The 26,373-nt window shown below is 67.0% G+C and carries 27 protein-coding genes; 22 read left to right on the top strand and 5 right to left on the bottom strand.

Features of this window, described 5'->3' with window-relative positions; genetic code table 11:
• Positions 1-37 precede the first annotated feature (37 nt).
• The 9 genes from WHH00_RS11930 to WHH00_RS11890 all read left to right on the top strand — a co-directional run bounded on the left by WHH00_RS11930 (position 38) and on the right by WHH00_RS11890 (position 8,824).
• Positions 38-718 (top strand): hypothetical protein, encoded by a 681-nt coding sequence (locus tag WHH00_RS11930; protein WP_406633014.1) that lies wholly within the window; start codon positions 38-40, stop codon positions 716-718.
• Between the two features lie 87 nt (positions 719-805).
• Positions 806-1,483, top strand: coding sequence for a MarR family transcriptional regulator (locus WHH00_RS11925; protein WP_406633013.1), 678 nt, complete (start codon positions 806-808; stop codon positions 1,481-1,483).
• Positions 1,480-1,995 (top strand): hypothetical protein, encoded by a 516-nt coding sequence (locus WHH00_RS11920; protein ID WP_406633011.1) that lies wholly within the window; start codon positions 1,480-1,482, stop codon positions 1,993-1,995. Before WHH00_RS11925 ends, WHH00_RS11920 begins: the two co-directional genes overlap by 4 nt.
• Before the next feature lie 91 nt (positions 1,996-2,086).
• Complete coding sequence (locus tag WHH00_RS11915; RefSeq protein WP_231455361.1) at positions 2,087-2,380, top strand: YciI family protein; 294 nt, start codon at positions 2,087-2,089, stop codon at positions 2,378-2,380.
• 33 nt (positions 2,381-2,413) lie between these two features.
• Positions 2,414-3,580: a flavodoxin-dependent (E)-4-hydroxy-3-methylbut-2-enyl-diphosphate synthase gene (ispG, locus tag WHH00_RS11910; RefSeq protein WP_066274770.1), complete on the top strand. Its 1,167-nt coding sequence runs from the start codon at positions 2,414-2,416 to the stop codon at positions 3,578-3,580.
• Positions 3,543-4,433: a GNAT family N-acetyltransferase gene (locus WHH00_RS11905; protein WP_406638582.1), complete on the top strand. Its 891-nt coding sequence runs from the start codon at positions 3,543-3,545 to the stop codon at positions 4,431-4,433. The genes ispG and WHH00_RS11905 overlap by 38 nt, the downstream gene beginning before the upstream one ends.
• Before the next feature lie 330 nt (positions 4,434-4,763).
• Positions 4,764-6,575, top strand: a complete 1,812-nt coding sequence (locus WHH00_RS11900) for a proline--tRNA ligase (protein WP_406633008.1) — start codon at positions 4,764-4,766, stop codon at positions 6,573-6,575.
• 7 nt (positions 6,576-6,582) lie between these two features.
• Positions 6,583-7,377 carry a sulfite exporter TauE/SafE family protein gene (locus WHH00_RS11895; RefSeq protein WP_406633006.1) on the top strand — a complete coding sequence of 265 codons (795 nt, stop codon included), beginning with the start codon at positions 6,583-6,585 and terminating at the stop codon, positions 7,375-7,377.
• Between the two features lie 55 nt (positions 7,378-7,432).
• Positions 7,433-8,824, top strand: coding sequence for a pyridoxal phosphate-dependent decarboxylase family protein (locus tag WHH00_RS11890; RefSeq protein ID WP_406633004.1), 1,392 nt, complete (start codon positions 7,433-7,435; stop codon positions 8,822-8,824).
• Between the two features lie 56 nt (positions 8,825-8,880).
• Here the strand turns inward: WHH00_RS11890 and WHH00_RS11885 are convergent, their stop codons facing one another.
• From WHH00_RS11885 to WHH00_RS11875, 3 genes are all read right to left on the bottom strand, one after another.
• Positions 8,881-9,921, bottom strand: a complete 1,041-nt coding sequence (locus WHH00_RS11885; protein ID WP_406633002.1) for an aminoglycoside phosphotransferase family protein — start codon at positions 9,919-9,921, stop codon at positions 8,881-8,883.
• Positions 9,922-9,985: 64 nt separating this feature from the next.
• A complete protein-coding gene (locus WHH00_RS11880; protein WP_231455365.1) occupies positions 9,986-10,753 on the bottom strand; it encodes a VIT family protein in 768 nt (255 codons plus the stop codon).
• Positions 10,754-10,935: 182 nt separating this feature from the next.
• Entirely contained in the window at positions 10,936-12,207 is a 1,272-nt protein-coding gene (locus WHH00_RS11875; protein ID WP_406633000.1) for a DUF4439 domain-containing protein, read from the bottom strand.
• A 107-nt stretch (positions 12,208-12,314) separates the two neighbouring features.
• On the opposite strand from WHH00_RS11875, the gene rimP reads away from it, so the two are divergent.
• From rimP to rbfA, 5 genes are all read left to right on the top strand, one after another.
• A complete protein-coding gene (gene rimP, locus WHH00_RS11870; protein ID WP_406632998.1) occupies positions 12,315-12,929 on the top strand; it encodes a ribosome maturation factor RimP in 615 nt (204 codons plus the stop codon).
• Positions 12,929-13,909: a transcription termination factor NusA gene (gene nusA / locus WHH00_RS11865; RefSeq protein WP_350004674.1), complete on the top strand. Its 981-nt coding sequence runs from the start codon at positions 12,929-12,931 to the stop codon at positions 13,907-13,909. The genes rimP and nusA overlap by 1 nt, the downstream gene beginning before the upstream one ends.
• 164 nt (positions 13,910-14,073) lie before the next feature.
• Positions 14,074-14,430 carry a YlxR family protein gene (locus WHH00_RS11860; protein WP_406632996.1) on the top strand — a complete coding sequence of 119 codons (357 nt, stop codon included), beginning with the start codon at positions 14,074-14,076 and terminating at the stop codon, positions 14,428-14,430.
• A 152-nt stretch (positions 14,431-14,582) separates the two neighbouring features.
• The gene (gene infB, locus WHH00_RS11855; RefSeq protein ID WP_406632994.1) at positions 14,583-17,498 is read left to right on the top strand and encodes a translation initiation factor IF-2; all 2,916 of its coding nucleotides are present in this window, start codon (positions 14,583-14,585) and stop codon (positions 17,496-17,498) included.
• 248 nt (positions 17,499-17,746) lie between these two features.
• Positions 17,747-18,256, top strand: a complete 510-nt coding sequence (gene rbfA, locus WHH00_RS11850) for a 30S ribosome-binding factor RbfA (RefSeq protein WP_231457771.1) — start codon at positions 17,747-17,749, stop codon at positions 18,254-18,256.
• Positions 18,257-18,328: 72 nt separating this feature from the next.
• Here rbfA and WHH00_RS11845 read toward each other — a convergent pair whose 3' ends face one another.
• Positions 18,329-19,456, bottom strand: coding sequence for a ScyD/ScyE family protein (locus tag WHH00_RS11845; protein ID WP_406632991.1), 1,128 nt, complete (start codon positions 19,454-19,456; stop codon positions 18,329-18,331).
• A 179-nt stretch (positions 19,457-19,635) separates the two neighbouring features.
• On the opposite strand from WHH00_RS11845, the gene WHH00_RS11840 reads away from it, so the two are divergent.
• Complete coding sequence (locus tag WHH00_RS11840; RefSeq protein WP_406632989.1) at positions 19,636-20,121, top strand: nucleoside deaminase; 486 nt, start codon at positions 19,636-19,638, stop codon at positions 20,119-20,121.
• 2 nt (positions 20,122-20,123) lie between these two features.
• Positions 20,124-20,561, top strand: a complete 438-nt coding sequence (gene trxA / locus WHH00_RS11835) for a thioredoxin (protein WP_406632987.1) — start codon at positions 20,124-20,126, stop codon at positions 20,559-20,561.
• A 53-nt stretch (positions 20,562-20,614) separates the two neighbouring features.
• Here trxA and WHH00_RS11830 read toward each other — a convergent pair whose 3' ends face one another.
• Positions 20,615-21,772: a pyridoxal phosphate-dependent aminotransferase gene (locus tag WHH00_RS11830; protein WP_406632985.1), complete on the bottom strand. Its 1,158-nt coding sequence runs from the start codon at positions 21,770-21,772 to the stop codon at positions 20,615-20,617.
• Positions 21,773-21,866: 94 nt separating this feature from the next.
• Between WHH00_RS11830 and truB the strand changes: the two genes are divergently transcribed.
• The 6 genes from truB (at position 21,867) to WHH00_RS11800 (ending at position 26,360) form a co-directional block, all read left to right on the top strand.
• Complete coding sequence (gene truB / locus WHH00_RS11825; protein ID WP_406632983.1) at positions 21,867-22,805, top strand: tRNA pseudouridine(55) synthase TruB; 939 nt, start codon at positions 21,867-21,869, stop codon at positions 22,803-22,805.
• A 2-nt stretch (positions 22,806-22,807) separates the two neighbouring features.
• The gene (locus tag WHH00_RS11820; RefSeq protein WP_406632981.1) at positions 22,808-23,161 is read left to right on the top strand and encodes a hypothetical protein; all 354 of its coding nucleotides are present in this window, start codon (positions 22,808-22,810) and stop codon (positions 23,159-23,161) included.
• A 19-nt stretch (positions 23,162-23,180) separates the two neighbouring features.
• The gene (locus tag WHH00_RS11815; protein WP_350004653.1) at positions 23,181-23,639 is read left to right on the top strand and encodes a hypothetical protein; all 459 of its coding nucleotides are present in this window, start codon (positions 23,181-23,183) and stop codon (positions 23,637-23,639) included.
• Positions 23,640-23,835: 196 nt separating this feature from the next.
• Positions 23,836-24,867, top strand: a complete 1,032-nt coding sequence (locus WHH00_RS11810; RefSeq protein WP_406632979.1) for a TerC family protein — start codon at positions 23,836-23,838, stop codon at positions 24,865-24,867.
• A 22-nt stretch (positions 24,868-24,889) separates the two neighbouring features.
• The gene (locus tag WHH00_RS11805) at positions 24,890-25,255 is read left to right on the top strand and encodes a helix-turn-helix transcriptional regulator (RefSeq protein ID WP_406632977.1); all 366 of its coding nucleotides are present in this window, start codon (positions 24,890-24,892) and stop codon (positions 25,253-25,255) included.
• Between the two features lie 121 nt (positions 25,256-25,376).
• On the top strand, positions 25,377-26,360 hold the full coding sequence (locus WHH00_RS11800) for a bifunctional riboflavin kinase/FAD synthetase (RefSeq protein WP_406632974.1): 984 nt from the start codon (positions 25,377-25,379) through the stop codon (positions 26,358-26,360).
• Positions 26,361-26,373 lie beyond the last annotated feature (13 nt).

Genomic DNA, 26,373 nt, shown 5'->3' with positions numbered 1-26,373 from the left:
GAGCTGTGCCGTGCAGCCACTTAGGAAGGGCGGTCACATGAATCCGCAGGACACCGGCCGGTGGGTCCGAGTGGGTCTCTGGACGCTGCCTGCGTCATGGCTCCTCACCGCCTGGTCTTCCCTGGAGCCCCAGCCGGACCAGGCGGCGGATCCCGGCGCCTGGGCAAGGTTTGTCAGTACGGACTCCTACCAGGTCAGCCACCTCATCGGCAGTACGGGAGGCACCATCCTGGCTGTCTTCGGCCTCTTTGCGCTGGGCTGTTACCTGGCCGGCAGCCGGTCGGGACGCCTGGCGCTGGGAGCAGCGGTCACCGCGGCCGCGGGCACTGCCTTGCTGTTGGTGCCTGCAGTCATTTCCACGTTCGTAACTCCCGCCGTGGGCAGGGCCTACCTGGCGGGAAACCAGGACATCATGCAGCTCGAATTCCCCGGATCGATGACGGCAGCGTTTATGGCCGGGCTCCTGCTTGCTTTTGTTGGGACTGTCCTGCTGGGTGTCGCCGTTTGGCAGTCACACGTACTTCCGCGGTGGGCAGGGGCACTGTGGGTGGCCGGTGCCGTGGTGTTCTATGCCCTCGGAGTCGTCCTGGGGCAGGCCACAACCGGAAGCAGCCTGCCAACCCAAAGCGCGGGAGCCGCGCTGCTGGCAGTTGCCGGCGGATGGATTGCCTGGCGTGGTTCGCCCCAAGGGCACCGCAGGGGATCCCCTGCAGGGTGATTGCACGAAATCAGCCTATTACGGCTGATATCAATTAATCAGCCGAATATGTTTGATTAATAAACATCAGCTGCGTACGGTTAGGGCATGTACGTCCTCACGATCGACCAGCAGGGCAGCACGACGGATGTGGACCGGGTTCCGGACCTGATCGCGGCGCTCCGCAACCTCACGCCCGTGCCCTTTGAACGATCAGTAGGGGACGAACTCCAGGGAGTGGTGGAGGACGCCGCCGATGTGGTGGACGTGGCCCTGCACGCGCTCCGCGGCGGGCACTGGTACGTCGGGATAGGAATCGGGGTGGTCGGCCTGGCGCCCGGTGCCAGCCCCCGGGAGGGCTCCGGAAGCGGGTTCGTGGCGGCCCGCAAAGCCGTGGAACTTGCCAAGGGCGCCGCTGGACAGGTGCCGTTGTCAGTGGTGTCCGGCAGTATGGTCCGCGGTAAGGATCTTCAACCCCATGCCCAGGAGGATGCCGTGGCCAGCGCAAATGCCCAGGCGGTGCTTCGCCTGATCGGACGCCTGGTGCAGCAGCGCACCGAGGCCCAGTGGCGGGTGGTGGACCGGCTGCGGGCCATCCAGGGCGAGGTCAGGCATGGCAGCCAGAAACAGGTGGCCCGTGAGCTGGGAATAACCGAACAGTCGGTGAGCCGCACCGTCCTCAGGTCCGCATGGCAGGAAGAATGGGCGGCGAGGCCGGCAGCGGCCATGCTGCTGGACCATGCCTATTCCCTGGCGGCCCGCACTCCAACGGAAGGAAACCGGTGAACGCACTCTGGATCGCGGTTGCGCTGCTCGTCGCCGGATTCGCCGGCTGGCCCGTGACGGCCCTGGTATTCCGGCTGGCCAGGACAATCGATGACCGGGCGGACGCGGCCAAGGCTGCGGAGGAAGCCAAGCGGGCCGCTGAAGATCCGTCCGCGGATGTGACTGTTGACCCGGCCTCCGCTGGCGGCTCCCAGGGCGTCGACGGCGAGCTGACCGCAGCAGCCGACGCGCCGCCGTCGGGCCCTCCCGGTTCCGGACCGGCCGCTCCCACGCAACGGATCCTTCGGGGCGGTGCCATCATCGGGATCCTCGAGCGGCTGGGAGTGTGCCTTGCCATCCTGACCGGCCAGCCGGTTGCCATTGCCTACATTGTGGCGATCAAGGGCCTGGGCAGGTTCGCGGAGCTTAAGGAAACCCCGGTGGCGGCCGAAAGGTTCATTATCGGAACGCTTACGTCCATGCTCTGGGCTGCCGGAACAGCCGCAGCCATCAAGGTCATCTTCCTGGCCTGAGCGCCTCCAGGTCCGGGCCCCCTGCCCTGGCGGCCGGGCGCGTCCACGCTCCGGATGGGTGCGAAGGCGGGCAGGGCGATAGGGTAGCGGTATGACTGTTTTTGCCGTTGAGTACGTTTATGCCGCAGAGTCCACAGAAGACCGCAACGCCGCCCGGCCCGCGCACCGCGAATGGACTGCCGGCCTGGCGCAGGACGGCGCCATCCTGGCCAGCGGCCCGTATGGCGACGGGGCCGGTGCGCTGCTGATTTTCAAGGCTGACAACGAGGCCGCCCTCAATTCGATCCTCAAGCAGGACCCGTTCGCAGCCGCCGGGGTGATCGCCGGAACCCGGATCACCGAATGGTCGCCCATCACCGGCGTGCTTGCCGGCCTCGCCGCTTAAGCCTCCTCCCGCTTTCAATCTCTAGGAGTCCTCGTGACCTCGGTCAGCCTGGGAATGCCCTCAGCACCGCCACCCGTCCTTGCCCCCCGCCGCAAGACCCGGCAGATCAAAGTCGGTTCCGTGGGTGTTGGATCGGACTCGCCCATCAGCGTGCAGTCCATGACCACCACGCCCACCACGGACATCAACGCCACGCTGCAGCAGATCGCCGAACTGACGGCGTCCGGCTGCGACATTGTGCGCGTGGCCTGCCCGTCCGCCGATGACGCCGAGGCGCTGCCGATTATCGCGCGGAAGTCGCAGATCCCGGTAATTGCGGACATCCACTTCCAGCCCAAATACGTCTTCGCGGCGATCGAGGCCGGCTGCGCAGCGGTACGCGTAAACCCCGGCAATATCCGCAAGTTCGATGACCAGGTCAAGGAGATCGCCGCTGCGGCGCGCGATCACGGCACCTCCATCCGCATCGGCGTCAATGCCGGATCCCTGGAGCCGGGCATCCTCAAGAAGTACGGCAAGGCTACCCCTGAAGCACTGGTGGAATCCGCCGTCTGGGAAGCGTCCCTCTTCGAGGAGCATGGCTTCCACGACTTCAAGATCTCGGTTAAGCACAATGACCCCGTCATCATGGTGGCGGCCTACGAGATGCTGGCGGAGAAAGGCGACTGGCCCCTGCACCTCGGCGTCACCGAGGCCGGCCCGGCGTTCCAGGGAACCATCAAGTCGGCCACGGCCTTCGGCGCGCTCCTGTCCAAGGGCATCGGCGACACCATCCGGGTTTCCCTTTCGGCCCCGCCGGTGGAGGAAATCAAGGTTGGAAACCAGATCCTGCAGTCCCTCAACCTGCGTCCCCGCAAGCTCGAAATCGTCTCCTGCCCCTCCTGCGGCCGCGCCCAGGTGGATGTGTACACCCTCGCCGAGCAGGTCACTGCCGGGCTGGAAGGAATGGAGATCCCGCTGCGCGTCGCGGTCATGGGCTGCGTGGTGAACGGACCCGGTGAGGCCCGCGAAGCAGATCTTGGTGTTGCCTCAGGCAACGGCAAGGGCCAGATCTTTGTGAAGGGCGAAGTCATCAAGACTGTCCCCGAGAGCCAGATTGTTGAGACACTGATCGAAGAGGCCATGCGTATCGCGGAAGAGATGGGGGAGGCCGATGGCGAAGATGCTGTCAAGGGTAGCCCCGTGGTTAGCGTCTCGTAAGGACGTCCCCGACCCGCCGGGGATTTCCGTCCGCACCCTTGACGGGGACGACACCGCTGCCCTTGTGCTCCTGGCGCAGCGTGATCCGGTCTCCAACGTGTTTATCCTCGCGCATCTGCGCGCCACCGGCACCGCGGCTCCCACCAGCGGCGGTGCCGGCGTCCTGGGAGTGTTCGACGACGGCGTCCTGGCAGGTGCCTGCTGGGCCGGCGCCAACCTGGTGCCCATCCAGCTGGAGCCTACCCTGGCCGGAGTGGTGGCCGCGGCCGCCAACAGGTCCGGCCGCCGCTATGCCTCCGCCTTTGGGCCGGCCGCCGCCGTGCTGGCCCTGCATGCCGAGCTGGTTGACCTGGGGCACCGGGCCCACGAGGTGCGCCCGGACCAGCCTTTGATGACCATCAGTGAAGGGCCCTCCGTGGAGCCGAACCCGGGGCTGGCGTTGGGAAACCTCGCGGACTTCGACCGCATCCTGCCGGCCTGCGCCGCGATGTTCGAAGAGGAAGTGGGGTACTCGCCCTTCTTGGGCGGCAGGGAGTTCTACAGCCGCCGCGTGGAGGGCCTCATCCGGCAGGGCCACTCCCTGGTGCACTTGAACGAGGCCCGCGAAGTGGTGTTCAAGGCTGAACTGGGTGCCGTCACCTCCGACGTCACGCAGATCCAGGGTGTCTGGATGAACCCGCTGTACCGCGGCCAGGGCCTGAGCGCCGGGTACATGGCTTCCGTGGTGGAGCAGGCGCGGAAGGTCGCGCCCGTCACCAGTCTCTACGTCAACGGTTTCAATACCCGTGCGCGCGCCACCTACGAGCGGGTGGGCTTCAGCCAGGTTGGGACGTTCGCGACGGTGCTCTTCTAGGACACTTTCCGGGCGCCGGAAAGGCCCCAACCTGGATCCTGGTGTCGGGAATGTGGGAAGCACTTGTCATCGTGCGCTGGATCACATAGGTTCGATCTAGCTGCGCTGGAGTGGCGTGGGCGGTCTCACCAGTCCTCACCAGTACTTGGGCGATAACGGCGTCGAGCCACGCCCGGATGCGATGACCAGCCTCTTGGGGGGCCAGGGGCTTTGCATGTCCGGGCGTGGCTCAACTGCGTTCCGGGCTCCCGCAAGCCGGTAGATTAGTACCCAGACGAAACGCCCGGCTTGCTGTTGCCCCAGCACCTCCCCAGAAACGGATACCCACCCGTGGTTACAAGACTGTCCCAGCTGTTCCTCCGCACCCTGCGTGAAGATCCCGTCGACGCCGAGGTGGCCAGCCACCGGCTCCTGGTCCGCGCAGGCTACATCCGCCGCGCGGCCCCGGGCATCTACACCTGGCTGCCGCTGGGATTGAGCGTCCTGCGCAAAGTGGAAGCCATCATCCGTGAGGAAATGGCCAGCATTGGGGCACAGGAAGTCCACTTCCCGGCCCTCCTGCCCCGCGAACCGTACGAGGCCACCAACCGCTGGACCGAATACGGCGAGGGCCTGTTCCGGCTCCAGGACCGCAAGGGCGCCGACTACCTGCTGGCCCCCACCCACGAGGAAATGTTCACGCTGCTGGTCAAGGACCTGTATTCGTCCTACAAGGACCTGCCGCTGAGCCTCTACCAGATCCAGAACAAGTACCGCGATGAGGCGCGTCCCCGCGCCGGCCTCCTGCGCGGACGCGAGTTCATCATGAAGGACTCCTACTCCTTCGACGTTGACGACGCCGGCCTGGACGCCAGCTATGCCGCCCACCGCGGCGCCTACTTGCGCATCTTCGAGCGCCTTGGCCTGGAGGTCATTCCGGTCACCGCGACCGCCGGTGCCATGGGCGGGTCCAAGAGCGAGGAATTCCTGCACCCCACGGACATCGGCGAGGACACGTTCGTGCGCTCCGCCGGCGGCTACGCAGCGAACGTTGAGGCCGTCACCACGGTTGTCCCGGCGGACATCGACTTCAGCGCGGCTCCCGCCGCCGAGGTCCGCGACACCCCGGAAACCCCCACCATCGACACGCTGGTGGCCGCCTCCAACCAGATCGCGCCCCGCAGCGAGGCCGACGGCGGCGCCTGGACTGCCGCCGACACCCTGAAGAATGTGGTGCTCGCCGTCACCCTGCCCACCGGAGAGCGCCAGCTGGTGGTCATCGGCGTTCCTGGCGACCGCGGCGTGGACCTGAAGCGCGTTGAGGCGAACATCGGCTCGTTCCTGCCCATTGGCGGCGAAATCGGCCTTGAAGCGGCCAATGACGACGACCTCAAGAAGCAGCCGCTCATCGTCAAGGGCTACCTGGGCCCCGGCCTGTCCCTGGACGAGCCCCTGCTGGGCGCTGAAAGCCAAACGAAGCTCCTGTACCTCGTGGACCCCCGCGTGGTCCGCGGCACTTCCTGGATCACCGGCGCCAACCAGGCCGGCAAGCACGTGTACGGCCTGGTGGCCGGACGCGACTTCACCTGGGACGGCGTCATCGAATGCACCGAAGTCCGCGAAGGCGACCCCGCCCCGGACGGTTCCGGCCCGCTGGAAACCGCCCGCGGCATCGAGATGGGGCACATCTTCCAGCTTGGCCGCAAGTACGCAGAGGCCCTGGAACTGAAGGTCCTGGACCAGAACGGCAAGCAGGTCACCGTCACCATGGGCTCCTACGGGGTGGGAGTCACCCGCGCCGTGGCAGCACTGGCCGAGTCGAACCACGACGCCCGGGGGCTTGTCTGGCCGCGGGCTGTCGCCCCTGCAGACGTCCATGTCGTGGCGGTTGGCAAGGGCGAGGAGATCTTCGCGACCGCCGAGCGCCTGGCAGCCGAACTTGAGGCAGCGGGGCTCGACGTCCTCCTCGATGACCGGCCCAAGGTTTCTCCCGGGGTCAAGTTCGGGGATGCGGAACTGGTGGGCGTTCCCACCATCCTTGCCGTTGGCCGCGGCCTGGTGGACGGGGTTGTGGAGATCAAGGACCGCCGCAGCGGCGAGGCCGAGAACGTGGCGGTGGACAAGGCTGTTGACTATGTAGTCAACGCTGTCCGCGCCCACTGACGCAACGGTGGAGTTTGGACTCGAATCCCTCGGGCTGACAACGCTCCTCTTGATCGTCCTGGCCGGTTTTGCCGCCGGATGGGTTGACGCAGTGGTGGGCGGGGGCGGGCTGATCCAGCTTCCGGCCCTGCTGCTGGTCCCGGGGATCACGCCCGTCCAGGCGCTTGCCACGAACAAGATGGGGTCCATCTTCGGCACCGCCACCAGCGCCGCCACGTACTACCGCCGGGTGGGGCCCGATCTCAGGACGGCCCTGCCCATGGCCGTGATCGCCCTGGCGGGCAGCTTTGGCGGCGCCGTCCTGGCGGCAAACCTGCCCGCCAGCGTCTTCAAACCCATCATCGTCACGGCGCTGGTCGCTGTCGCGCTTTTCACGGCCCTGAAGCCGGACGTCGGCGGCATCACCGCGCTGCGCCACGCCGGCCACAAGCACTATGTGGTGGCCTGCCTGATTGGAGCCGTCATTGGCTTTTACGACGGCCTCATCGGGCCGGGAACGGGCTCGTTCCTGGTCATTGCGCTGGTCTCCGCCATGGGTTATGCCTTCCTCGAGGCCAGTGCCAAAGCCAAGATCGTCAACATGGCCACCAACGCGGGGGCGCTGTTGTTCTTCCTGCCCCACGGGTCCATCCTGTGGGGCGTGGGCCTGCTGCTGGGGGCGGCGAATATGGCCGGCGGCTACCTGGGAGCCAGGACGGCCGTGAAGCAGGGCAGCCGGTTCGTCCGGGTGGTCTTCCTGCTGGTGGTGTCGGCACTGATCATCAAGCTCGGCTACGACGTCTGGCAGGAAAACTTCGCCTGATACTGCCTGTCACCGGGGCCTCGTGGGCGCTGGCGCTGAGGCGTAGCATGCAGGTATGTCACACGGCGACGACGAGTACGCGCCGGCCCTGGCAGCAGCGGTCCGGCACTCCACAGCCTGGCTTGGCAGCCTTCCGGACCGGCGGGTGGGACCGGTGGCGGCAGCCCACGATCTTGCGGAGGCTTTTGGCGGGCCGCTGCCCCGGGGTGGAATGCCGGCCGAGGAGGTAGTTGACCTCCTGGCCGCAACGGCGGAACCAGGGCTCATGGCAATGCCCTCCGGGCGGTTCTTCGGCTGGGTGATCGGCGGGAGCCTGCCCGCCGCCCTGGCCTCAGACTGGCTGGTGAGCGCCTGGGACCAGAACGCCGGGCTGCGGTATGCCACCCCCGCCATGGCGGCCATCGAGGAGGCCGCGGGCAGTTGGCTCCTTGAGCTTCTGGGTCTCCCGGCGGCCTCCGACGTCGGCTTCGTCACCGGCGCCACCATGGCCAACTTCACCGGGATGGCCGCTGCCCGGTGGCGGCTTCTCAGCGACGCAGGCTGGGACCTGGACCGTGACGGTCTGTTTGGCGCTCCCCGGATCCGCTGCTTTGTGGGAAGGGAAAGGCACGACACCGTGGATCTTGGCCTGCGCTACCTGGGCCTGGGCAAGCCCACGGTGGTGGACGCCGACAGCCAGGGACGGTTGATCCCCGAAGCCCTGGACGCGGCACTCGCCCAAGGTTCGGGCCCGGCGCTGGTCTGCGTGCAGGCAGGGAACCTCCATTCCGGCGCTTTTGATCCCTTCCCCGAAGCCATCCGCGTTGCCCGCAAGCATGGCGCGTGGGTGCATGTCGACGGCGCTTTCGGCCTCTGGGCAGCCGCAGTGCCCGAACTGCGCGGCCTCACCCGGGGGTACGAGGAAGCCGACTCGTGGGGCACCGATGCCCACAAGACGCTCAACGTTCCCTACGACTGCGGCATAGCCATAGTCCGGGACGCTTCAGCCCTCCGCTCCGCCATGGGCCTGCACACCAGTTACCTGGTGCACGACGCCGAAGGTCCCGGCGATCCGTTCGAGAAAGTCCCCGAACTGTCGCGGCGCGCACGCGGCGTGCCGGTATGGGCAGCGCTGAAGAGCCTCGGCAGCGACGGCGTGGCAGCGCAGGTGCGGGGGATGGCTGCGGCTGCCGCGGACATTGCAGCAGGCCTCGGTGGGGTGGACGGCGTGGAGGTGCTGAACGACGTCGGCTACACCCAGGTGTGCCTGGCATTCGGCGGCGACGAGACCACCCGCGCCGTGACCGCGCGGATCATCGCGGACGGCAGGGTGTGGATGTCCGGCTCCCGCTGGCGGGACCGGGACATCCTGCGCGTCTCGGTCAGCAACTGGCATACCGGGGAGGATGAAGTCCGCACCGCGGTGGATGCCGTCAAAGCCGCTCACTCCGCCGTGCGCCCCGGCTGACGGGCTGCGTGTTCCCTGCCACCCGGCGTGCAGCGGACAGCGTGCCCAGCCGGACGTCAGGCCGCGGGCGCCTGGCCGGGCTCCGGCAACGCATGGGCCGGCGGCAGTCCCTCCAGGGTGCGGCCGGCAAGGGTGCTGGCAACCCAGAGGGACCGGGCCAGGTCGCCGCGGTGGCCCGGCTTTCCGGCGTACCACAGTGCGTTTGCCACTTCCCTGGCCAGGCCCCACTCCCGTGCGGCGTCGGGGTCAAGACCGGCAGCGGCGCTGAAGTCCGTGCAGCGCTGCCGCAGGCCGGCTTCGGGCTGGTTCAGCGGGAGGTCCTGCAGCCGGTTCCACAACAGCGGCGCCACCGCGAACTCGGCTTCACCGATCATGGGCTGCGGATCGATGGCGGCGAACGCGTCCGCCGTCGGCCTCCCCGCTTTTGCCGCAGCATCCGGCCTGGCCAGGATGTTGAGGTAGTGCAGGTCCGTGTGGACCAGGACGTCCCGGCCCCCGCGGCGCCCCACCGCGCCGCGGGTCTGGCACACCTCAAGCGCCGCTTCCAGCAGCCACCGTGGAAAGGGGCGGCCGAGCTGTTCCCAGTCAGCGGGAAAGTCGTCGCTCCACTGTTCGGCGCGGGCGGCGATGTGCTCGAACTCCCCCCACTGCGGCCGGCCGTCGGGAACAAGGCTCAACTGCCGGACAAGGCCGCCCCAGACTGCCACGGCATCAGCCAGGGGGACGGTAGCCAGGGAGTGCCCGGCGTCGAGCCTTTCGAGGAGCATGGAACACGTGCCGGCGTCGGCTCCCAGCAGTTCGACGGCACCGTGCCCGCCCCACAAGGCCAACGCATGGCGCTCAACGCGCGCTTCGTCGTGCGGGAAGGCGATCTTGAGGGCCGCCGGCATGCCGTCGTCCCTGAGCACCGGTACCACTACCGCTCCGTGGCCGTTCCACGGCAGGGAGCCAGGGGCGAGGTCCGGTGCGAGCCGCCACCGCTCCAGCAGGCCGGAGATGATGCCGGGCAGGGAGGCGAGCCAGTCGCGTCCTGCGCTGGTGCGGGCATAGCGCGCAGCAAGGTCCGGTGGAATCGGTACAACGGTTGACTGGCTCATCAGTTCCAGCCTAAGTGCAGGGGCCTTCTTCCCGGCCTAACGTATCCGCCGGAACATAAGGCTCCTACACCACGCCCGTGGCGCCGAGCAGGGTGCCGATGCTGAAGGTGGCAGCCAGCGCCAGGGCGCCGCCCACCACCACCCGGACTGCTGCCCGGGTTTTCGACCCGCCGCCGATCCAGGCGCCCAGCGTTCCCGTCAGTGCCAGCGCCACCAGGACTGCGGCGAAGGTCAGGGGAACCCGGATCCCGGGCGGGGGGAGAAGGATCGCCAGCATCGGGAGTATGGCGCCGATGACAAAAGCGACGGCGGAGGCGAAGGCTGCGTGCCAGGGGCTCACGATATCCGTCTCATCGATGTTGAGCTCCGCGGAGAGGTGCGCCGCCAGGGGATCGTGGGCCGTGAGCTCTTCAGCGACCTTCCCGGCCGTTTCCGGGCTAAGGCCCTTGGCTTGGTAGATGGCGGTGAGTTCGGCGAGTTCCGCCTCCGGTTCCTCGGCCAATTCCCGGCGTTCCTTCTCGATGAGGGCCCGCTGGCTGTCGCTTTGGCTGCTCACGGAGACGTACTCGCCGAGTGCCATGGATACCGCTCCGCCCACCAGCCCGGCAGCGCCGGCGGCGAGGATGGGACCCGTTTCGGAGGTAGCACCTGCCACGCCCACCACGATAGCCGCGACGGAGACGATACCGTCGTTTGCGCCCAGGACGCCGGCCCGGAGCCAGTTCAGCCGTTGGGCAATGTCCGTGCCGTGCGGTTCGGTTTCCAGATGGCGGCGCAACTCGGGGCTCGGAGCGTCCGTTCCTGCTGGCTGGGACTGGTCGTGTGCATCCATGCCTTCAGCAAACCATCATGAGTCCCTCCGGGCCAGCCTGCCCTGCGACCAGGACGGCGCCGCCAGTGGCGGCCGGCGGTCCTGTGGGGCGGGAGTCGCCGTCTGACGGGAGGCACAGTCCGGCGGGAGGCACAGTCCGGCGGGCCGCCGCCGTTGCCGGGGGAGCCTCGGCCGGGCGGGAGTCACGGTCGGGCAGGACCCCGGGTTTCCGCGGGCGGGGGCGCGGGACTGGCCGGAAGCTCCGGGAGCTGGTCCTGGTCAAGCAGGACGCCGGGAACCGGCCCCACAACGCCGTTCCAGTGTGCAGCGCGCCGTGCGGCGGACTGCAGGGCAGCGATCGCCCAGGCGCGCAGCCCGCCGTCGGCCCGCGCAATAACGTCCCCGTAGGCAGGCAGGGCTGCCAGTTCCAGGCGGGCCAATCCCTCGCCGGGCGCCGCCAGGAAGTCCGGATCCAGCACAAAGCCCGGCTGCTGCGACTGGGGGGTACTGCAGGCGGCACGGGCGTACGCCGCGGCCCCGGCCGCGAGTTCCCGGTGCTGCCCAAGGAAGGCCTCCGCCGCCTGGGAATCGACGGGTCCCAGCCGGGGGAGTGCCGCCTGGTAGGCGTAGGTGCTCTGCTGCTCGGCGGCCACAGCCGCGGACAGTGCGAGTCCCAGCCCGGCTGGGGTGTCCGCGGCAGCTGGTCCCCGTCCTGCAGCGCCTTGTCCTGCAGCGCCTTGTCCGGCCGCGCCCTGTCCGGCCGCGCCCTGTCCTGCCGCAGCACCGGGTTCCGTTGCGGCGCCGGGGCCTGTAGTACCGGGCGCCGGAAAGGGGGACGGGCAGGCAGATGCCGTCGCATCGGGTGCAGGCGCCGACGGGCTGGCCACGGGCGGCGCTGCTGCGCCGGCGTGGGGAAGCGTTTCCGGGGCGATTCCCGCTGCGGCGGCGAGGTTCTCCGCCGCCAGCAGCTGGGCGGTGCCGGCGCCCGCCAACAGGCGCGCCATCCCGCCGTCGGCCTCTGCGGCATCGGTGAGGCGTTGCACACCACTGGCCGACAACGCTGAAGCCAGCCCCGCGGTGGTGGGCTCCGGCGTCGCTGAGGGCCCCGACGGCGGCCCCGACGGCAGGGGAGTGGCGGACGCTGATGCATCATGCGGCGGGTAGGAATCCGCCGGTGAAAGGAAGGCGCGGGCCTGCAGGGTCAGCAAGGTCACAGTTTCGCCGGCGGCGGCTGGGTTTGCGTCGCCGCTGGCCCCGGCGGCGGCGGACAAACGCCCGGCTGCGGCACGCAGATCCAGCGCATCCTGCAGGGCAGCCGCCCTGGCCTGCTCGGAGAACGGGGGATCCCCGGGTTCCGGAGGATCGGCGGGAACAAGCGAGAATCCGAGGCTGAGCACAATCAGGGCTGTGAACGAAATAACGGCGTACCGGAAATAGCGCAGCTTTGGGCGGTTTTCCGGATCGTCTTCTTTCACAACAGACCATGGTGTCACGCCGTCGGGGGAATCTCCGCCCCACCGGACCGGTAAAATAGCTACGCTAGTACACACAACATCATCTATAAGGGAGGCGGCGCGGCATCGTGAGCAACGCAGAAGCCACGGCTTCATCAGACCAAACCGGAACGGGTAAGGCTGAAGCCGCCCCCGCACACAACCCGGAAGCTGACCGGCTCCGCGCACTCCTTGAACCTGCGGTGCAGGCGAACCGCCTCTACCTGGAGGACGTGGCCATCGTGGCCGGTTCCCACCGCGTGGTCCACGTCGTGGTGGACCTTCCCCAGGAGGAAACCGGCGGCGTCAGCCTCGACGTCATCGCCGACATCTCCAGGATCCTCTCCGACGTCCTGGACAACGATCCCGGAGACGACGGCCGGCCCTATGACCTCGAGGTGTCCTCTCCCGGCGTCGGGCGCCCCCTGACGGAGCCGCGGCACTGGCACCGCGCCAAGGGCCGCATGGCCAGGATCAACGTTGTCCAGGGCGAAAACGTCATGGGCCGGATCAAATCGGTGGACGGTGACGGCGTGACCATCGTCCCCGAGATCGCCGTGAAGAAGGGCATGAAGCCCAAGCAGGGCGACCCCATAAAACTTCCTTTCGACAGGATCCGCACCGGAAAAGTCGAGATCGAATTCAGCCACCTGAACGGGGATGGTCTGGAACCTGAACACAATGGACCTTCTGAGGAGGCCTGATGGATATTGACATGAGCGCACTGAGACTTCTGGAGCGTGAGCGTGAAATCCCGCTGGACCTCCTGATCCCCACCATTGAGCAGGCGCTCCTGGTGGCCTACCACAAGTCGCCCGGCGCCTTCGAAAAGGCCCGTGCCGAGCTGGACCGCAAGAGCGGCCACGTGACCATCTGGGCTGTGGAGATTGACGACGACGGCGCCCCCGTCGGCGAGTTCGAGCACACCCCTGAAGGCTTCGGCCGGATCGCCGCCAGCACCGCACGCCAGATCATCCTGCAGCGACTGCGCGACGTTGAAGACGACAACGTCCTGGGCGAGTTCAAGGGCCGTGAAGGCGAGCTGGTGTCCGGCACCATCCAGCAGGGCAACAATCCGCACATGATCCAGGTCAATCTGGGTTCCGTGGAGGCGCTGCTGCCGCCGCCGGAGCAGGTTCCCGGGGAAAAATACATCCACGGCAACCGGCTGCGTGCACTGGTAATCGACGTCCACCGCGGCTCGAAGGGCCCGTCCGTCACGCTGTCCCGGTCCCATCCGGGCCTCGTTCGGAAGCTGTTCGAACTGGAAGTGCCCGAGATTGCCGATCGCTCCGTCGAGATCGTTGCCCTGGCCCGCGAAGCCGGCCACCGCACCAAGATCGCAGTCAAGGCAAACGTTCCCGGCATCAACGCCAAGGGCGCCTGCATTGGCGAAATGGGGTCCCGCGTCCGCGCCGTGATGACCGAACTCAATGACGAAAAGATCGACATCGTCGACTTTAGCGAGAATCCGGCCACCTTCATCGCCAGCGCCCTGTCGCCGTCGCGCGTGAATTCGGTCACAATCACCGATGAAGCCACCCGCTCGGCGCGCGTTGTAGTCCCGGACTACCAGCTGTCCCTGGCCATCGGCAAAGAGGGCCAGAACGCCCGGCTGGCGGCCAAGCTCACCGGCTGGCGGATCGACATCGTGTCCGACGCCGCGGCTGCCCGCGACAACTGAACAGTTTCTGACGCCCTCCCGGCCTCGAATCGCCCGCCCAGTTTCGGGCAGAAAGGCTGGGAGGGGCTAGAATAGTAAAGACCGCGCCTAACGGCCGGCAGCCGTGCGCCCTGGGCGTGCCCCATTCCGTTCACTCGGAGGAGGGCCGTCCGCGGCCAGCAGATATGAACGTCAGGAAGATGACCGTGCCAGTAGCAAGCGGGAATCAGCCGGAGCGTACCTGCATCGGATGCCGGAAGAAGGGCAAGCGGAATGAGTTACTCCGGCTCGTCGCCGAAGGCAGCGGATCAAACGTTGTCCTGGTGGATGAACGACGCCGGATGGCTGGCCGGGGTGCATGGCTGCACCCCAGCGAATCGTGCCTGGCTCTGGCTTTGAAGCGGCGAGCATTCGGACGCGCCCTCCGGGGAGCGGCCGGTACCGCCGCCGTGGAACGCCGGATCACATCAGGCCCGAGCGTTGCACGCGTTCCGGCAACTGCAACACCAACCGTCCAACCTGAAAGCGGGTCAGAAAACTGATGGAAACCCGATGAGTTCCCAGCGATGAGTGCGCAACGATGACAACTTTGTTGCGCTCTGCAATGGGCCCTTCTGCAGCATTTGCGGCTTGGGCCCGCAGTAAGAAGTAGACGGTTCGTGCCTGGCTCGGTGCGGACCGAGACAGGAGAAATGTGGCCAAGGTCCGCGTACATGAGCTCGCCAAAGAGCTCGGTATTACTTCCAAAGATGCAGTGACAAAACTGCAGGAACTGGGCGAATTCGTTCGCTCTGCCTCTTCAACCATTGAGGCCCCCGTTGTGCGCAAGCTGCGCAACGCCTTCCCCGACGCCGCCCCCAAGGCTGCAGCACCGGCAGCAGCGCCCAAGGCGCCCGCCCCGGCGGCAGAGGCGCGTCCCTCAACACCCGCACCCGGTCCGGCAGCACCGAAAGCCCCGGCCCCCAAGGCTGAGGCCCCCGCGGCCGCCGCCCCGGCAGCACCGGCACAGGCAGCTGCTCCGGCAGCCCCCGCTGCCAGCGCGCCCGCAGCTCCGGCTGCACCGGCCCCGGCCGCTCCGTCCACCGGAGCGAAGCCCGGCGCACGCCCGGCACCCAAGGCTGAAACCCCCGCTGCACCTACCCGTTCCGGCGGCTCAGGGCAGGGTGGCTCCGCTCCCCGCCCCGGCGGTCCCCGTCCGGGCAATAACCCCTTCGCCACGTCCCAGGGCATGCCCCGCGGCCGCGGCGGCGACGGCGAGCGTGCTCCCCGTCCCGGCAACAACCCGTTTGCCACCTCGCAGGGCATGCCCCGCCCGGGTGGAAGCCGCACCGACGGCGACCGTCCCGGTGGTCCGCGTCCGGCAGCAGGTGCCGGCGGTCCCCGTCCCGGTGGTCCGCGTCCGGCAGCAGGCGCGGGCGGCCCCCGTCCCGCAGCAGGTGCCGGCGGCCCGCGCCCCGGTGCACCGCGCCCCGGTGGTGCCGGTGGAAACCGTCCTACTCCGGGCATGATGCCCAACCGCACTGAGCGTCCCGCACCCGCAGGTGCAGGGCGTCCCGGTGCCGGTGGGCGTGGTCCCGGACGCCCGGGTGGCGCTCCCGGAACCGGCGGTCCCGGTGGCGGCGGCGGTGCTCCCGCCGGCGGCGGCTTCGGCAAGGGCGGCCGCGGCCGCGGCGGTACCCAGGGTGCCTTCGGCAAGGGCGGCGCCGGTCGTGGCAAGCAGCGCAAGTCGAAGCGTGCAAAGCGCCAGGAACTTGAGCAGATGAGTGCCCCGTCGCTGGGTGGCGTGAGCGTACCCCGCGGCGACGGCAACACCGTCATCCGGCTGCGCCGCGGCTCGTCCATCACGGACTTCGCCGACAAGATCGAGGCAAACCCCGCCGCACTGGTGACCGTCCTCTTCCACCTCGGCGAAATGGCCACGGCCACGCAGTCGCTGGATGAAGAGACCTTTGCCCTGCTGGGCGAGGAGCTTGGCTACAAGCTCCAGGTTGTGTCTCCGGAAGACGAGGAGCGCGAGCTGCTCTCCGGCTTCGACATCGACTTCGATGCCGAGCTCGAAGCCGAAGGCGATGAAGAACTCGAGGCACGTCCTCCTGTTGTCACCGTCATGGGCCACGTGGACCACGGTAAGACCCGCCTGCTTGACGCCATCCGCAAGTCCGACGTCATGGCCGGCGAGCACGGCGGCATCACGCAGCACATCGGTGCCTACCAGGTCACGCACAACCACGAAGGCGACGACCGCAAGATCACCTTCATCGATACCCCGGGCCACGAGGCGTTCACCGCCATGCGTGCCCGTGGTGCGAAGGTCACCGACATCGCCATCCTGGTGGTCGCAGCGGACGACGGCGTTATGCCGCAGACCGTTGAAGCCCTCAACCACGCACAGGCGGCCAACGTGCCCATCGTCGTGGCCGTGAACAAGATCGACAAGGAAGGCGCCAACCCGGACAAGGTCCGCGGCCAGCTGACCGAGTACGGCCTGGTTCCGGAAGAATACGGTGGCGACACCATGTTCGTAGAGGTCTCTGCCCGCCAGAACCTCAACATCGACGAGCTGCTCGAGGCTGTCCTGCTGACCGCAGACGCTGCCCTGGACATGCGCGCCAACCCGAACAAGGACGCCCGCGGTATCGCGATCGAAGCCAACCTGGACAAGGGCCGCGGTGCGGTTGCCACCGTCCTGGTGCAGTCCGGTACCTTGCGCGTCGGCGACACGATCGTTGCAGGCACGGCCCACGGCCGCGTCCGCGCAATGTTCGACGACGACGGCAGCGCACTGACCGAGGCCGGTCCGTCCCGCCCCGTGCAGGTGCTGGGTCTGTCCAACGTGCCGCGTGCAGGCGACACCTTCTTCGTGACCGCTGACGAGCGCACCGCCCGCCAGATCGCCGAGAAGCGTGAAGCAGCCGACCGCAACGCCGCCCTGGCCAAGCGCCGCAAGCGCATCAGCCTGGAAGACTTCGACCAGGCAGTGGCCGACGGCAAGATCGACACCCTCAACCTCATCCTCAAGGGTGACGTGTCCGGTGCCGTGGAAGCCCTCGAAGACGCCCTGCTCAAGATCGACGTCGGCGAAGGCGTGCAGCTGCGCGTCATCCACCGCGGTGTTGGTGCCATCACGCAGAACGACGTCAACCTGGCAACAGTGGACAGCGCCGTCATCATCGGCTTCAACGTCAAGCCTGCCGAGCGCGTTGCCGAACTGGCAGACCGCGAAGGCGTGGACATGCGCTTCTACTCCGTCATCTACTCCGCAATTGATGACATCGAGATGGCGCTCAAGGGCATGCTCAAGCCGGAATACGAAGAATTCCAGCTGGGCACCGCCGAGGTCCGCGAAGTCTTCCGCTCCTCCAAGTTCGGAAACATCGCAGGCTCGATCGTCCGCTCGGGCATCATCCGCCGTAACACCAAGGCACGCATCAGCCGCGACGGCAAGATCATCGGTGACAACCTCACCGTTGAGACGCTCAAGCGCTTCAAGGACGACGCCACCGAGGTCCGGACGGACTTCGAGTGTGGTATCGGCCTTGGCTCGTACAACGACATCAACGAAGGCGACATCATCGAGACCTTCGAGATGCGTGAGAAGCCGCGCGTCTAGGTTGTTCCAGCCTTAGAAAAGGGTGCGGGGTCGTTGGATTTTTCCGGCGGCCCCGCCCCTTCGCTGGGCGGCCAACGTCTTACGACGTCGGCCACCCAGCTTCGGCAGGCCCGATGCCACTCCCAGGCCGCCGGAAAAATCCAACGCGGGTCCTTCGAAGACTCGCCATAGTGCGTGGCACCAATCGAACGTGGGTACGTCAGCTGCAACACGCCGTCGTACGTTCCAAAATTTTTTAGGAGTTGTTCATGGCTGATCCGGCACGTGCTGCCAAGTTGGCGCAGCGGATTAAGGTTGTTGTTGCTGAGGCCCTGGGCCGGAAGGTTAAGGATCCCCGGCTGGAGGGCATCACTGTTACCGATGCCCGGGTGACCAATGATTTGCAGCATGCCACCGTCTACTACACCGTGTTCGGTGACCAGGCTGTCCAGGCGGATGCTGCCAAGGGACTGGAGAAGGCCAAAGGCGTGCTTCGGCAGGAGGTTGGCCGGAACATTACCGTTCGGCTGACGCCCAGCCTTGAATTCGTTGCGGACCAGATTCCCGTGGTTGCCTCCAACCTTGAGGAGCTGTTGCGCGAAGCCAAGAAGCGTGATGCAGAGGTTGCCGCACTGGCTGCCCAGGCCAAGCATGCAGGCGACGCCGATCCGTACAAGAGCGACGTAGCGGCAGAGGTGGACATCGACGAGGACGACTTCGACGAAGAGGACCTCGACCTCAGCGACGATGAAGACCTTGACGAAGACGGCAACAAATAGCCTTCAGTAACGCCGAAATGCCCGGACCGCACACGCGGTCCGGGCATTTCGCTGCTCCGGATACAACCGGCACTACCCGATGCCGGCTTTGATCACCTTGCCTTGGGTGGGATCGGCGAAACTGAACCCAACTGTGGCGTAGAGCGTCTTTCCCCGGACTTCCACTGCCGCAGGCCCGTCCACCGCGAGGAACTGCTTCCTGTCGCTGCCCGAGTCATCGATCTCAATGATCTCGTTGCCGAACATGGACGCCACGTACACGTCGCCGTCGTCAGCGATTGCCAGGCCCGTCGGGCTCAGGAGGTCCTCAGCCCACACCTTCACGCTGCCGGTCGAAGGGTTCACGCGGAAGACGGCACCCCGGGCTCCCAGGGAAGGATCCTCAGGCCCGCCGGGAAGGGACGTGACGTACAGCCGGCCGTCCGGTCCGAACTCCAGATCCGTCGGCACGGGTTCAAAGGCGTATTCGTGCCCAACAACGCACGCAGGGACCTCCACGGTGTTTCCCTCCATGTCCACGGGGATCCTGGTCCCGGCAGGGATCACCGCAGGCCGGGGCGGCAGGACTGCCAGCGTGTCAACGTCCCCTGTGCCGATGTCCACTTCCAGGATTGCGTTTGCCCCCGCATCCGCCACGTACGCCTTATCACCGTCAATGGCCACGGCGTAGGGATTCGAGTCCAGGCCGCCCTGGTACCGGGCCGGCGGGAACGCAGGCCACTCGGCCAGGCACGCATCCGGGACCTCGGATCCGAAGCCGTAATGCTGGGCGCCGTCCGGGTTCTTTTCCCGTTCGTAGCCGGCGAGGTCGGCAAGGTCATGGACGTCACCGTCTGGTTCCAGTGACTTCAGCCAGCCTTTGAGGGCGGCCGGGTCGCCTTCCCCGGCGCCCGCGTTCTCCAGGAAGTACCTCGTGCCGTGCCGGGTTTCAACGCCTCCCACGCCCCAGCCCTCTGCGCCTTGATGGAGGGGAGTGGTGGACCCGTCACTGTTGACGCGGCTGAGGAGGCCGGCGAAATTCTGGGTCACCAGGATGGTTTTTTCATCGTAGGTTACGGTCAGGCTGAGGGGCCCCACCAAGCCCTCGGCCAAAGTGCGTGGCATCGCGTGTTCGGGGTCGGAACCCGCCCCTGCGGGCACGGCAGGAAAAACTATCGCCGCAGCGGCGAGGCCTGCAGCGAGGGCAAACTTTGTTTTCATTGGGTACTCCGGGTTGGCGCCCTTAATGGGCCGGATATGGGAGCCTCCCATGGAGGCTGTAAATGCGGACACCCCCGGCGCCAGAGTATTCCTGCACGGTTGGAATGTCGCCGGGATTTCCCCCTATCCGCCCCCTAATGCCATCCCCTAACGGCAGCCCCAATGACTAGGATCTAGCTATGACCGAGCCGAATGACACCCACCACACCGCGAAGTACCTCGAGCAGGCCGTGGAGCTGGCCACCAGGAACGTCGGCGCAGGAGGGGGGCCGTTCGGCGCGCTGGTGGTGACCGCCGACGGGCGGGTGCATGAAGGCGTCAACCGCGTAACCCTGGACAACGATCCCACCGCCCACGCCGAAGTGGTGGCCATCCGGGCCGCGGCTGCGGCAACAGCCAACTATGACCTGCAGGGGGCGGTTCTCTATGCGAGCTGCGAGCCCTGCCCGCTGTGCCTGGCGTCCGCCCTGTGGGCAAGGATCGACCGCGTCTACTTTGCCGCCGACCGCCACGGCGCCGCGGACGCAGGGTTCGACGACGCAGTCTTCTACGAGTACTTCGACGGAACCCGGCCGGAACTGTTGCCCGTCATACGGAGCGACATCCCGTCGTCGCACGCGCCGTTCCAGGCGTGGGGAGACTTTGCCGGCAGGAAGGAATACTAGGAATGGAACCGGCACTCGCAACCTGTCCAGCCTGCGGAAAGACCAACAGGGTCCCTGCCCAGGCGGCAGGCAGGCCGCGCTGCGGCAACTGCAAAGCGGACCTGCCCTGGATTGTGGCCGCGGGGGATGCGGACTTCGCGGCCGTCGCCGAGCAGTCACCCGTTCCCGTGCTGGTGGACTTCTGGGCTGCCTGGTGCGGCCCCTGCCGCATGGTGAGCCCGGTGCTGGACAAGCTGGCCAGGGAACGGCCCGGCCGGATCAAGCTCGTCAAAGTGGACGTGGACAAGTCTCCGGGCCTGTCGCGGAGATTCGACGTACAGGCGATTCCCACCCTGATGGTGATGGTCGACGGAAAAGTGGCCGCCCGCCAGGCAGGAGCGGCCCCCGCGGAGGTTCTGCGTTCATGGCTGGACGGTGCGCTGGCGGGAAGGGGAAACTAGCCCGCCCTGCCGGAACCAACAGGTGGCAGGCCCGGCGGCCTGCCAAGAGCTTCTTATTCAGCCCTGTCCGGCAGCCTGCCCAGGCCCTCCACCAGGTCTTCCTGCCGCCCGCACAGCGCTACCCGGACCCACCCTTCACCGATGGAACCGAAGGCAGTCCCCGGCGCCAGGGCAACACCCGAGTCTGCGAGGAACCGCCGCACCCAGCTGCGGACGTCCCCGCCGGTTGCGTGGGAGACATCCGCCCACAAATAGAAGGCCCCTTGCGCCTTGAGGTAGGGAATTCCCTTCGCGTCGAGAACGGCGGACGCCGCATCGCGGTTCGCCCGGTAGTGCCCGTGCGCATGCTCCACATAATCCTGCGGCCCGGTCAGGGCAGCAAGTGCAGCGTACTGGGAAGGTGAAGCGACGCAGGAGACAATCGCCTCCATCACGTTGTCCATCTTCTGCTTGATGCCCGGCGGGCAGACCAGGGCGCCGATGCGCAGCCCGGTGAGTCCGTAGGTCTTGGACAAAGTCAGCGAGGTGAAGACGCGCGCGTCACCCGGCGCATCGCCGTCGAACTTTGCGGGGCTGACGTGCGGCACATCGTAGGTAAACGCTTCATAGCATTCATCGGAGATGACCCAGAGATCATGACGGCGGGCCAGGTCCATCAGGTCCCGGGTCAGGTCCTCGCCCAGCACGGCGCCGAGCGGGTTGGAAGGGGAGTTCAGGACCAGCACCCGCGTGCGGTCAGTGACGAGCGCCTCGATGTCCGCGGGCCGCGGCTGGAATCCGTGATCCGGGTAGAGCGGGTAGCCAACGGGAACTGCGTTCAGCAGCCGGGCGGTCATCGCGAAGGTGGGATAGCCGGGGTTGGGGACCAGGATTTCGTCGCCGGGGGAGAGCAGGAGGCTCATGGCAAAGTGCAGGCCCTGCTGTGCCCCGTCCACCACGTACACCCGGTCGACGGCAATATCGATGCCCTGCTGCTCCCGGAATCGGGCCGCGAACGCCTCGCGCAACCCTGGAATGCCCGCGTTGGGCGTGTAGTTGGTCTCGTCCCGGTCCAGGCAGGCAATGCCGGCGTCCAGGACATGCCGCGGCAGCGGAAAGCCCGGCTCGCCGATGCTGAGCACCAGGGCGCCCGGAGTGCGCCACGCGGCCTCGGTGATTTCGCGGATCTGGTTGACGGGCACGTCGCGGACATGGGCAGCAAGCTCAGGCATGCCTGCCATCCTAGCTGGCGCCGGGACAGCCCTCCCGGGTGCCGGGGCCCGGGCGTGGGCAGGGGCCGGGACCGGCGCCGATATACTGGGAGGCGTGCTTTCTGGACTGGTGATAGTGGACAAGCCGCAGGGATGGACCAGCCATGATGTGGTTGGCCGGATGCGGCGCCTCGCAGGTACCCGGAAAGTAGGGCATGCCGGAACGCTTGACCCCATGGCCACCGGCGTCCTGGTGGTGGGGATCAACAAGGCAACCCGGCTGCTGACCTACATCGTGGGCACGTCCAAGACCTACACCGCCACCATCCGCCTGGGCCAGTCCACGGTAACGGACGACGCCGAAGGGGACGTCACTGCCACGGCCGGCACCTCAGGGGTCAGCGAGCAGGCAGTGTACGACGGTGTTGCGGCCCTTACCGGCGACATCCAGCAGGTGCCCAGCAGCGTCAGCGCCATCAAGGTCAATGGGGAACGCGCCTACGCGCGGGTGCGGTCAGGCGAAGACGTGAAGCTCGCCGCCCGCCCTGTCACCATCCACCGGTTCGAGGTGCACGCGATCCGGCGGGACCCGGAGGCAGACGTGGTGGACCTGGACGTCACCGTGGAGTGCTCCTCCGGCACGTACATCCGGGCCCTCGCCCGCGACCTGGGCAATGCACTGGGAGTGGGCGGACACCTCACCGCGCTCCGCAGGACCCATGTGGGGCCCTACTCGCTGGACCAGGCCCGCACCCTGGACCAGCTGGCCGAGGAGCTCAACGTCCTGGAAATGTCCCAGGCGGCGCGGGCGCTGATGCCCAACCGCGAGCTCAGCGCCGAGGAAGCCACTGAGATCTCCTTTGGCCGGCGCATCGCTGCCGGCGTCGCACCTGGAAGTCCCGGTGCCGCCACCGCCGACCACCCAGCAGCCGCCTTCGCGCCGGACGGAAGCCTGGTGGCACTCGTGGCCGATGCGGGCAGCTTCGCCAAACCCGTGCTGGTGTTCGCGCCCGGCAACGGCGCCCCCTCAGCCGGCAACACGGCGGAGGGCTGACGGTGGACGCGTATTTCTACATCATCCTGGTGGTGGGGCTCCTTTCCACGGCGGTGTGCCTGGCAGCGGGCATCCTCAAGAAGGCCCCGAATGATGTCACGATCCTGTCCGTGGCTGCGGTGGAGGTTGCCCTCCTCGTCTACCTGGTGGGATCTGTCGTCCGGGTCGTGGCCGGCGAACCCATCGCCGGGGAGGCGTGGGAGTTCTGGGGCTACCTGGTGACTGCCATGCTCCTGCCCCCGGCCGCCGTGTACTGGTCCATCCTGGAAAGGACCAGATGGAGCAACTTTGTCCTGGCCGCCGTCGGCGTTACCGCGCTGGTCATGGCCGCCCGCATGAACCAGATCTGGTACTGAAGTGGAAGAAGCACGCAACGTGAAAGACCAGCAGACCACTGCCGCCGGGCACAGCCAGGCGGGCAGCAGCGCGTCCAACAGCCGCAACACCGGCCCCGGGCGGCTGCTGATCGCCGTCTACGCCGTCTTCGCTATCTCGGCCTCCGCGCGCGCGGGCTACCAGATCCTCACCAAGTTCTCCGAGGCGCCGCTCGCTTACCTGCTCTCCGCCTTCGCAGCCATTGTGTACGTGGTGGCGACCATCTCGCTGGCCAAGGCCGGAAGTACCTGGTTCAAGGTTTCGGTTGCCGCTGTGCTGGTTGAACTGCTCGGTGTTCTGGTGGTGGGTGCCCTGAGCCTTTTCGACCCCGTCCAGTTCCCGCATGAAACCGTCTGGTCGCTGTTCGGCCGCGGCTATGCATTCATTCCGCTGCTGCTGCCCATCCTGGGACTGGTGTGGCTGTACCGCCGGCGCCCCGGTGCACGGACCGCCGCCTGAGGAACTTTCCTCCCGGACCGGCGGCCCCTTGCCGGAACACATGAAATATGTTTCACTGTTCCGTGTGGAGGGGAGTATCCCCAGAATGCCTCGTCGTCAGTCCGGCCGCCCCTGAGCGGCCCGGCGGGGCAGGCTCCCGAAGGGAGCCGGGAAAGACCTCCAGTTGGTACATCTGACTGGAAGCGGGTTCCCCCTGATGAACGTTCCCTTATGGGCCTGGCTGGCCGTACTTCTCTTCATCGTCCTGATGCTTGCCCTTGACCTCTTCGCGCACCGCAAAGCGCATGTGATTGGGGTGCGGGAGGCAGCATTGTGGTCCGCGGTCTGGGTCGCCTTCGGTGTCGGCTTCGGCGTGCTGGTGTGGCAGGTTTACGGTGCCGAGTTCGGCCAGCAGTATTTTGCCGGCTACCTGATCGAGAAGTCCCTTGCGGTGGACAACGTCTTTATCTGGGCCATCATCTTCACCTACTTCGCGGTGCCCAGGGAGTACCAGCACCGCGTCCTGTTCTTCGGCGTCCTGGGCGCCCTGGTGTTCCGTGGCATCTTCATCGCCGCAGGCTCAGCCATCATCGCCAGCGCTGGGTGGGTGCTCTACATTTTCGCGGCGTTCCTTCTCATCACCGGCTACCGAATGATCCGGCACCGGAATGACCACCTGGACCCGGATAAGTCCCGGGCGTTGAAGCTCTTCCGCCGCCACGTCCCCATGACCGATGACTTCCACGGGCAGCGTTTCCTCATCCGGCGGCGGGGCGTCCTCCTGGCCACCCCGCTGCTGGCAGTCCTGGTCCTCGTCGAGGCCACGGACATCATCTTCGCCGTCGACTCCATCCCCGCGATCTTCGCCGTCACCGACGACGTGTTCCTGGTGTTCACCGCGAACGCGTTCGCGATCCTGGGCCTTCGGGCCATGTACTTCCTCCTGGCGGACCTCATCCACCGGTTCATCTACCTGAAAACCGGACTGGCCCTCGTCCTGATCTGGGTGGGCATCAAGATGTTCCTGAAGATCGACATCTACTACATCCCCACGCCGGTTTCCCTGGCGGTCATTGCCGCCATCCTCCTCGTATCGGTGGCAGCCAGCCTGTGGGCAACGCGCGGCCAGGGCCGCCAGCCGCTTCCCGCGCCGGAGCGTGCACCGTTCGGGACAGCATCACCCGAGGAGATGGCAGCCCTTGAACCGCTGTGGCGCCGCCGGGAACCAAGCAGGTCCAACCATCCGTAACACCGAAAGTGATGGAGCATCCATGACAGCTGAAAGTTCCATCCACAGCGGCCAGGAAGCTCCACGTCCAGGCGGGCCCGCCCGGCCCGCCTGGACGTTCCTCACCAACCACGGCCATGTCCTGCTTTCCGTGGCGAGGGACCCGGACATCCGGGTAACTGACATCGCCGCGCGCGTGGGCATCACCACCCGGGCCGCCCTGCAGATCCTCAAGGACCTGGAAAGTGCGGGCTACCTCCAGCGGGCAAGGGTGGGGCGCAGGACCCACTACACCATCCGCCCCCATCAGCACTTCCGTCATCCCGCAACTGCGGCGCAGGAAGTGGACGGGCTGATCCGCCTGTTCGCCGGACCCGCTCCGGACGAGGGGCCGGCGGCGGAACAGTAACAGCCCGGCGCGCGGCCTTCCCGGCGTCCGGGCGGGACTCCGAATGCAGGTAATCTTAGAGAGTTCCGCGGCCGGCACCAGGCCCGAACATTGATACTTGCAAGCGGTTAAGGCGAGGGTGATGGTCTACATCTGGAACGATCCGTCCGAGGTCCCGGCGGACTTCGGCCCATCTGTTGTCACCATCGGAAACTTCGACGGCGTGCATCGGGGACACCAGCAGGTGCTGTCCGAACTGATCCGTACGGCCCGGATCACAAGGTCCAAAGCAGTTGTGGTCACCTTCGATCCGCACCCTGCCCTGGTCCACCGTCCGGAGTCGGCGCCTGAGCTGATCATGGGGCTGCAGGACAAGCTGGAGGCCCTGGGGGAGTTGGGCCTGGATGCCATCCTGGTCATGAAGTATTCGCTGGACCTCGCCAGCCTCACTCCAGAGGAATTCGTGGAGCAGTACCTCGTGGACTGCCTGCATGCCGGCCATGTTGTCATCGGCCACGATGTACGCTTCGGCCGCGGCAACTCCGGGGACCTGGACACCATGCGGGAGCTCGGCCGGAAGTTCGGTTTCGAGGTACAGGTGATCAGGGAGTTCGGTTCTGAGGGCTACCCCCTGCATGACGACGACGGCGAGGACCGCCGCTGTTCGTCCACCTGGGTGCGGGAAGCCTTGCAGGAGGGGGACGTTGCAACGGCGTCCGCCGTCCTGGGACGCCCGCACCGGATGCGCGGCGAGGTTGTCCATGGCGCGGCACGCGGCCGGGCCCTCGGTTTCCCCACTGCCAACCTGGCCAGCAACGCAAGCGGACTCATTCCTGCTGACGGCATTTACGCCGGCTGGCTGGTTGACCAGGCAGGGACGCGGTGGCCTGCGGCTATCTCTGTGGGCTCAAACCCCACCTTCGACGGCGTCAGCCGCCAGGTGGAAGCCCATGTGATCGACCGGCCCAAAGAGGACGTGGAAGATTTCGATCTGTACGGCCAGACAGTAGTTGTGGAATTCGTTGCCCGCCTCCGGGGCATGGTGGCCTACCGTGGACCGGAAGCACTCGTGGAACAGATGCGCCTGGACGTCGTCCAGGCACACGAGCTGCTGGCCAGGCGCTGAACCGGCCGGAAGG

The organism is Pseudarthrobacter quantipunctorum, from assembly GCF_045291495.1.
In the GTDB taxonomy this organism is placed as follows: domain Bacteria; phylum Actinomycetota; class Actinomycetes; order Actinomycetales; family Micrococcaceae; genus Arthrobacter; species Arthrobacter quantipunctorum.
Note: the sequence above shows the minus strand (reverse complement) of the source record. Positions and strands in the feature narration are given on the sequence as shown.

What these genes read in the sequence shown, in the direction of transcription:
- WHH00_RS11930 (WP_406633014.1), top strand. Translation starts at nt 38, where the DNA reads ATGAATCCGCAGGACACCGGCCGGTGGGTCCGAGTGGGTCTCTGGACG.
- WHH00_RS11925 (WP_406633013.1), top strand. Translation starts at nt 806, where the DNA reads ATGTACGTCCTCACGATCGACCAGCAGGGCAGCACGACGGATGTGGAC.
- WHH00_RS11915 (WP_231455361.1), top strand. Translation starts at nt 2,087, where the DNA reads ATGACTGTTTTTGCCGTTGAGTACGTTTATGCCGCAGAGTCCACAGAA.
- WHH00_RS11905 (WP_406638582.1), top strand. Translation starts at nt 3,543, where the DNA reads ATGCTGTCAAGGGTAGCCCCGTGGTTAGCGTCTCGTAAGGACGTCCCC.
- WHH00_RS11890 (WP_406633004.1), top strand. Translation starts at nt 7,433, where the DNA reads ATGTCACACGGCGACGACGAGTACGCGCCGGCCCTGGCAGCAGCGGTC.
- WHH00_RS11885 (WP_406633002.1), bottom strand. Translation starts at nt 9,921, where the DNA reads ATGAGCCAGTCAACCGTTGTACCGATTCCACCGGACCTTGCTGCGCGC.
- WHH00_RS11880 (WP_231455365.1), bottom strand. Translation starts at nt 10,753, where the DNA reads ATGGATGCACACGACCAGTCCCAGCCAGCAGGAACGGACGCTCCGAGC.
- nusA (WP_350004674.1), top strand. Translation starts at nt 12,929, where the DNA reads ATGGATATTGACATGAGCGCACTGAGACTTCTGGAGCGTGAGCGTGAA.
- WHH00_RS11860 (WP_406632996.1), top strand. Translation starts at nt 14,074, where the DNA reads ATGAACGTCAGGAAGATGACCGTGCCAGTAGCAAGCGGGAATCAGCCG.
- rbfA (WP_231457771.1), top strand. Translation starts at nt 17,747, where the DNA reads ATGGCTGATCCGGCACGTGCTGCCAAGTTGGCGCAGCGGATTAAGGTT.
- WHH00_RS11845 (WP_406632991.1), bottom strand. Translation starts at nt 19,456, where the DNA reads ATGAAAACAAAGTTTGCCCTCGCTGCAGGCCTCGCCGCTGCGGCGATA.
- WHH00_RS11840 (WP_406632989.1), top strand. Translation starts at nt 19,636, where the DNA reads ATGACCGAGCCGAATGACACCCACCACACCGCGAAGTACCTCGAGCAG.
- trxA (WP_406632987.1), top strand. Translation starts at nt 20,124, where the DNA reads ATGGAACCGGCACTCGCAACCTGTCCAGCCTGCGGAAAGACCAACAGG.
- WHH00_RS11830 (WP_406632985.1), bottom strand. Translation starts at nt 21,772, where the DNA reads ATGCCTGAGCTTGCTGCCCATGTCCGCGACGTGCCCGTCAACCAGATC.
- WHH00_RS11810 (WP_406632979.1), top strand. Translation starts at nt 23,836, where the DNA reads ATGAACGTTCCCTTATGGGCCTGGCTGGCCGTACTTCTCTTCATCGTC.
- WHH00_RS11805 (WP_406632977.1), top strand. Translation starts at nt 24,890, where the DNA reads ATGACAGCTGAAAGTTCCATCCACAGCGGCCAGGAAGCTCCACGTCCA.
- WHH00_RS11800 (WP_406632974.1), top strand. Translation starts at nt 25,377, where the DNA reads ATGGTCTACATCTGGAACGATCCGTCCGAGGTCCCGGCGGACTTCGGC.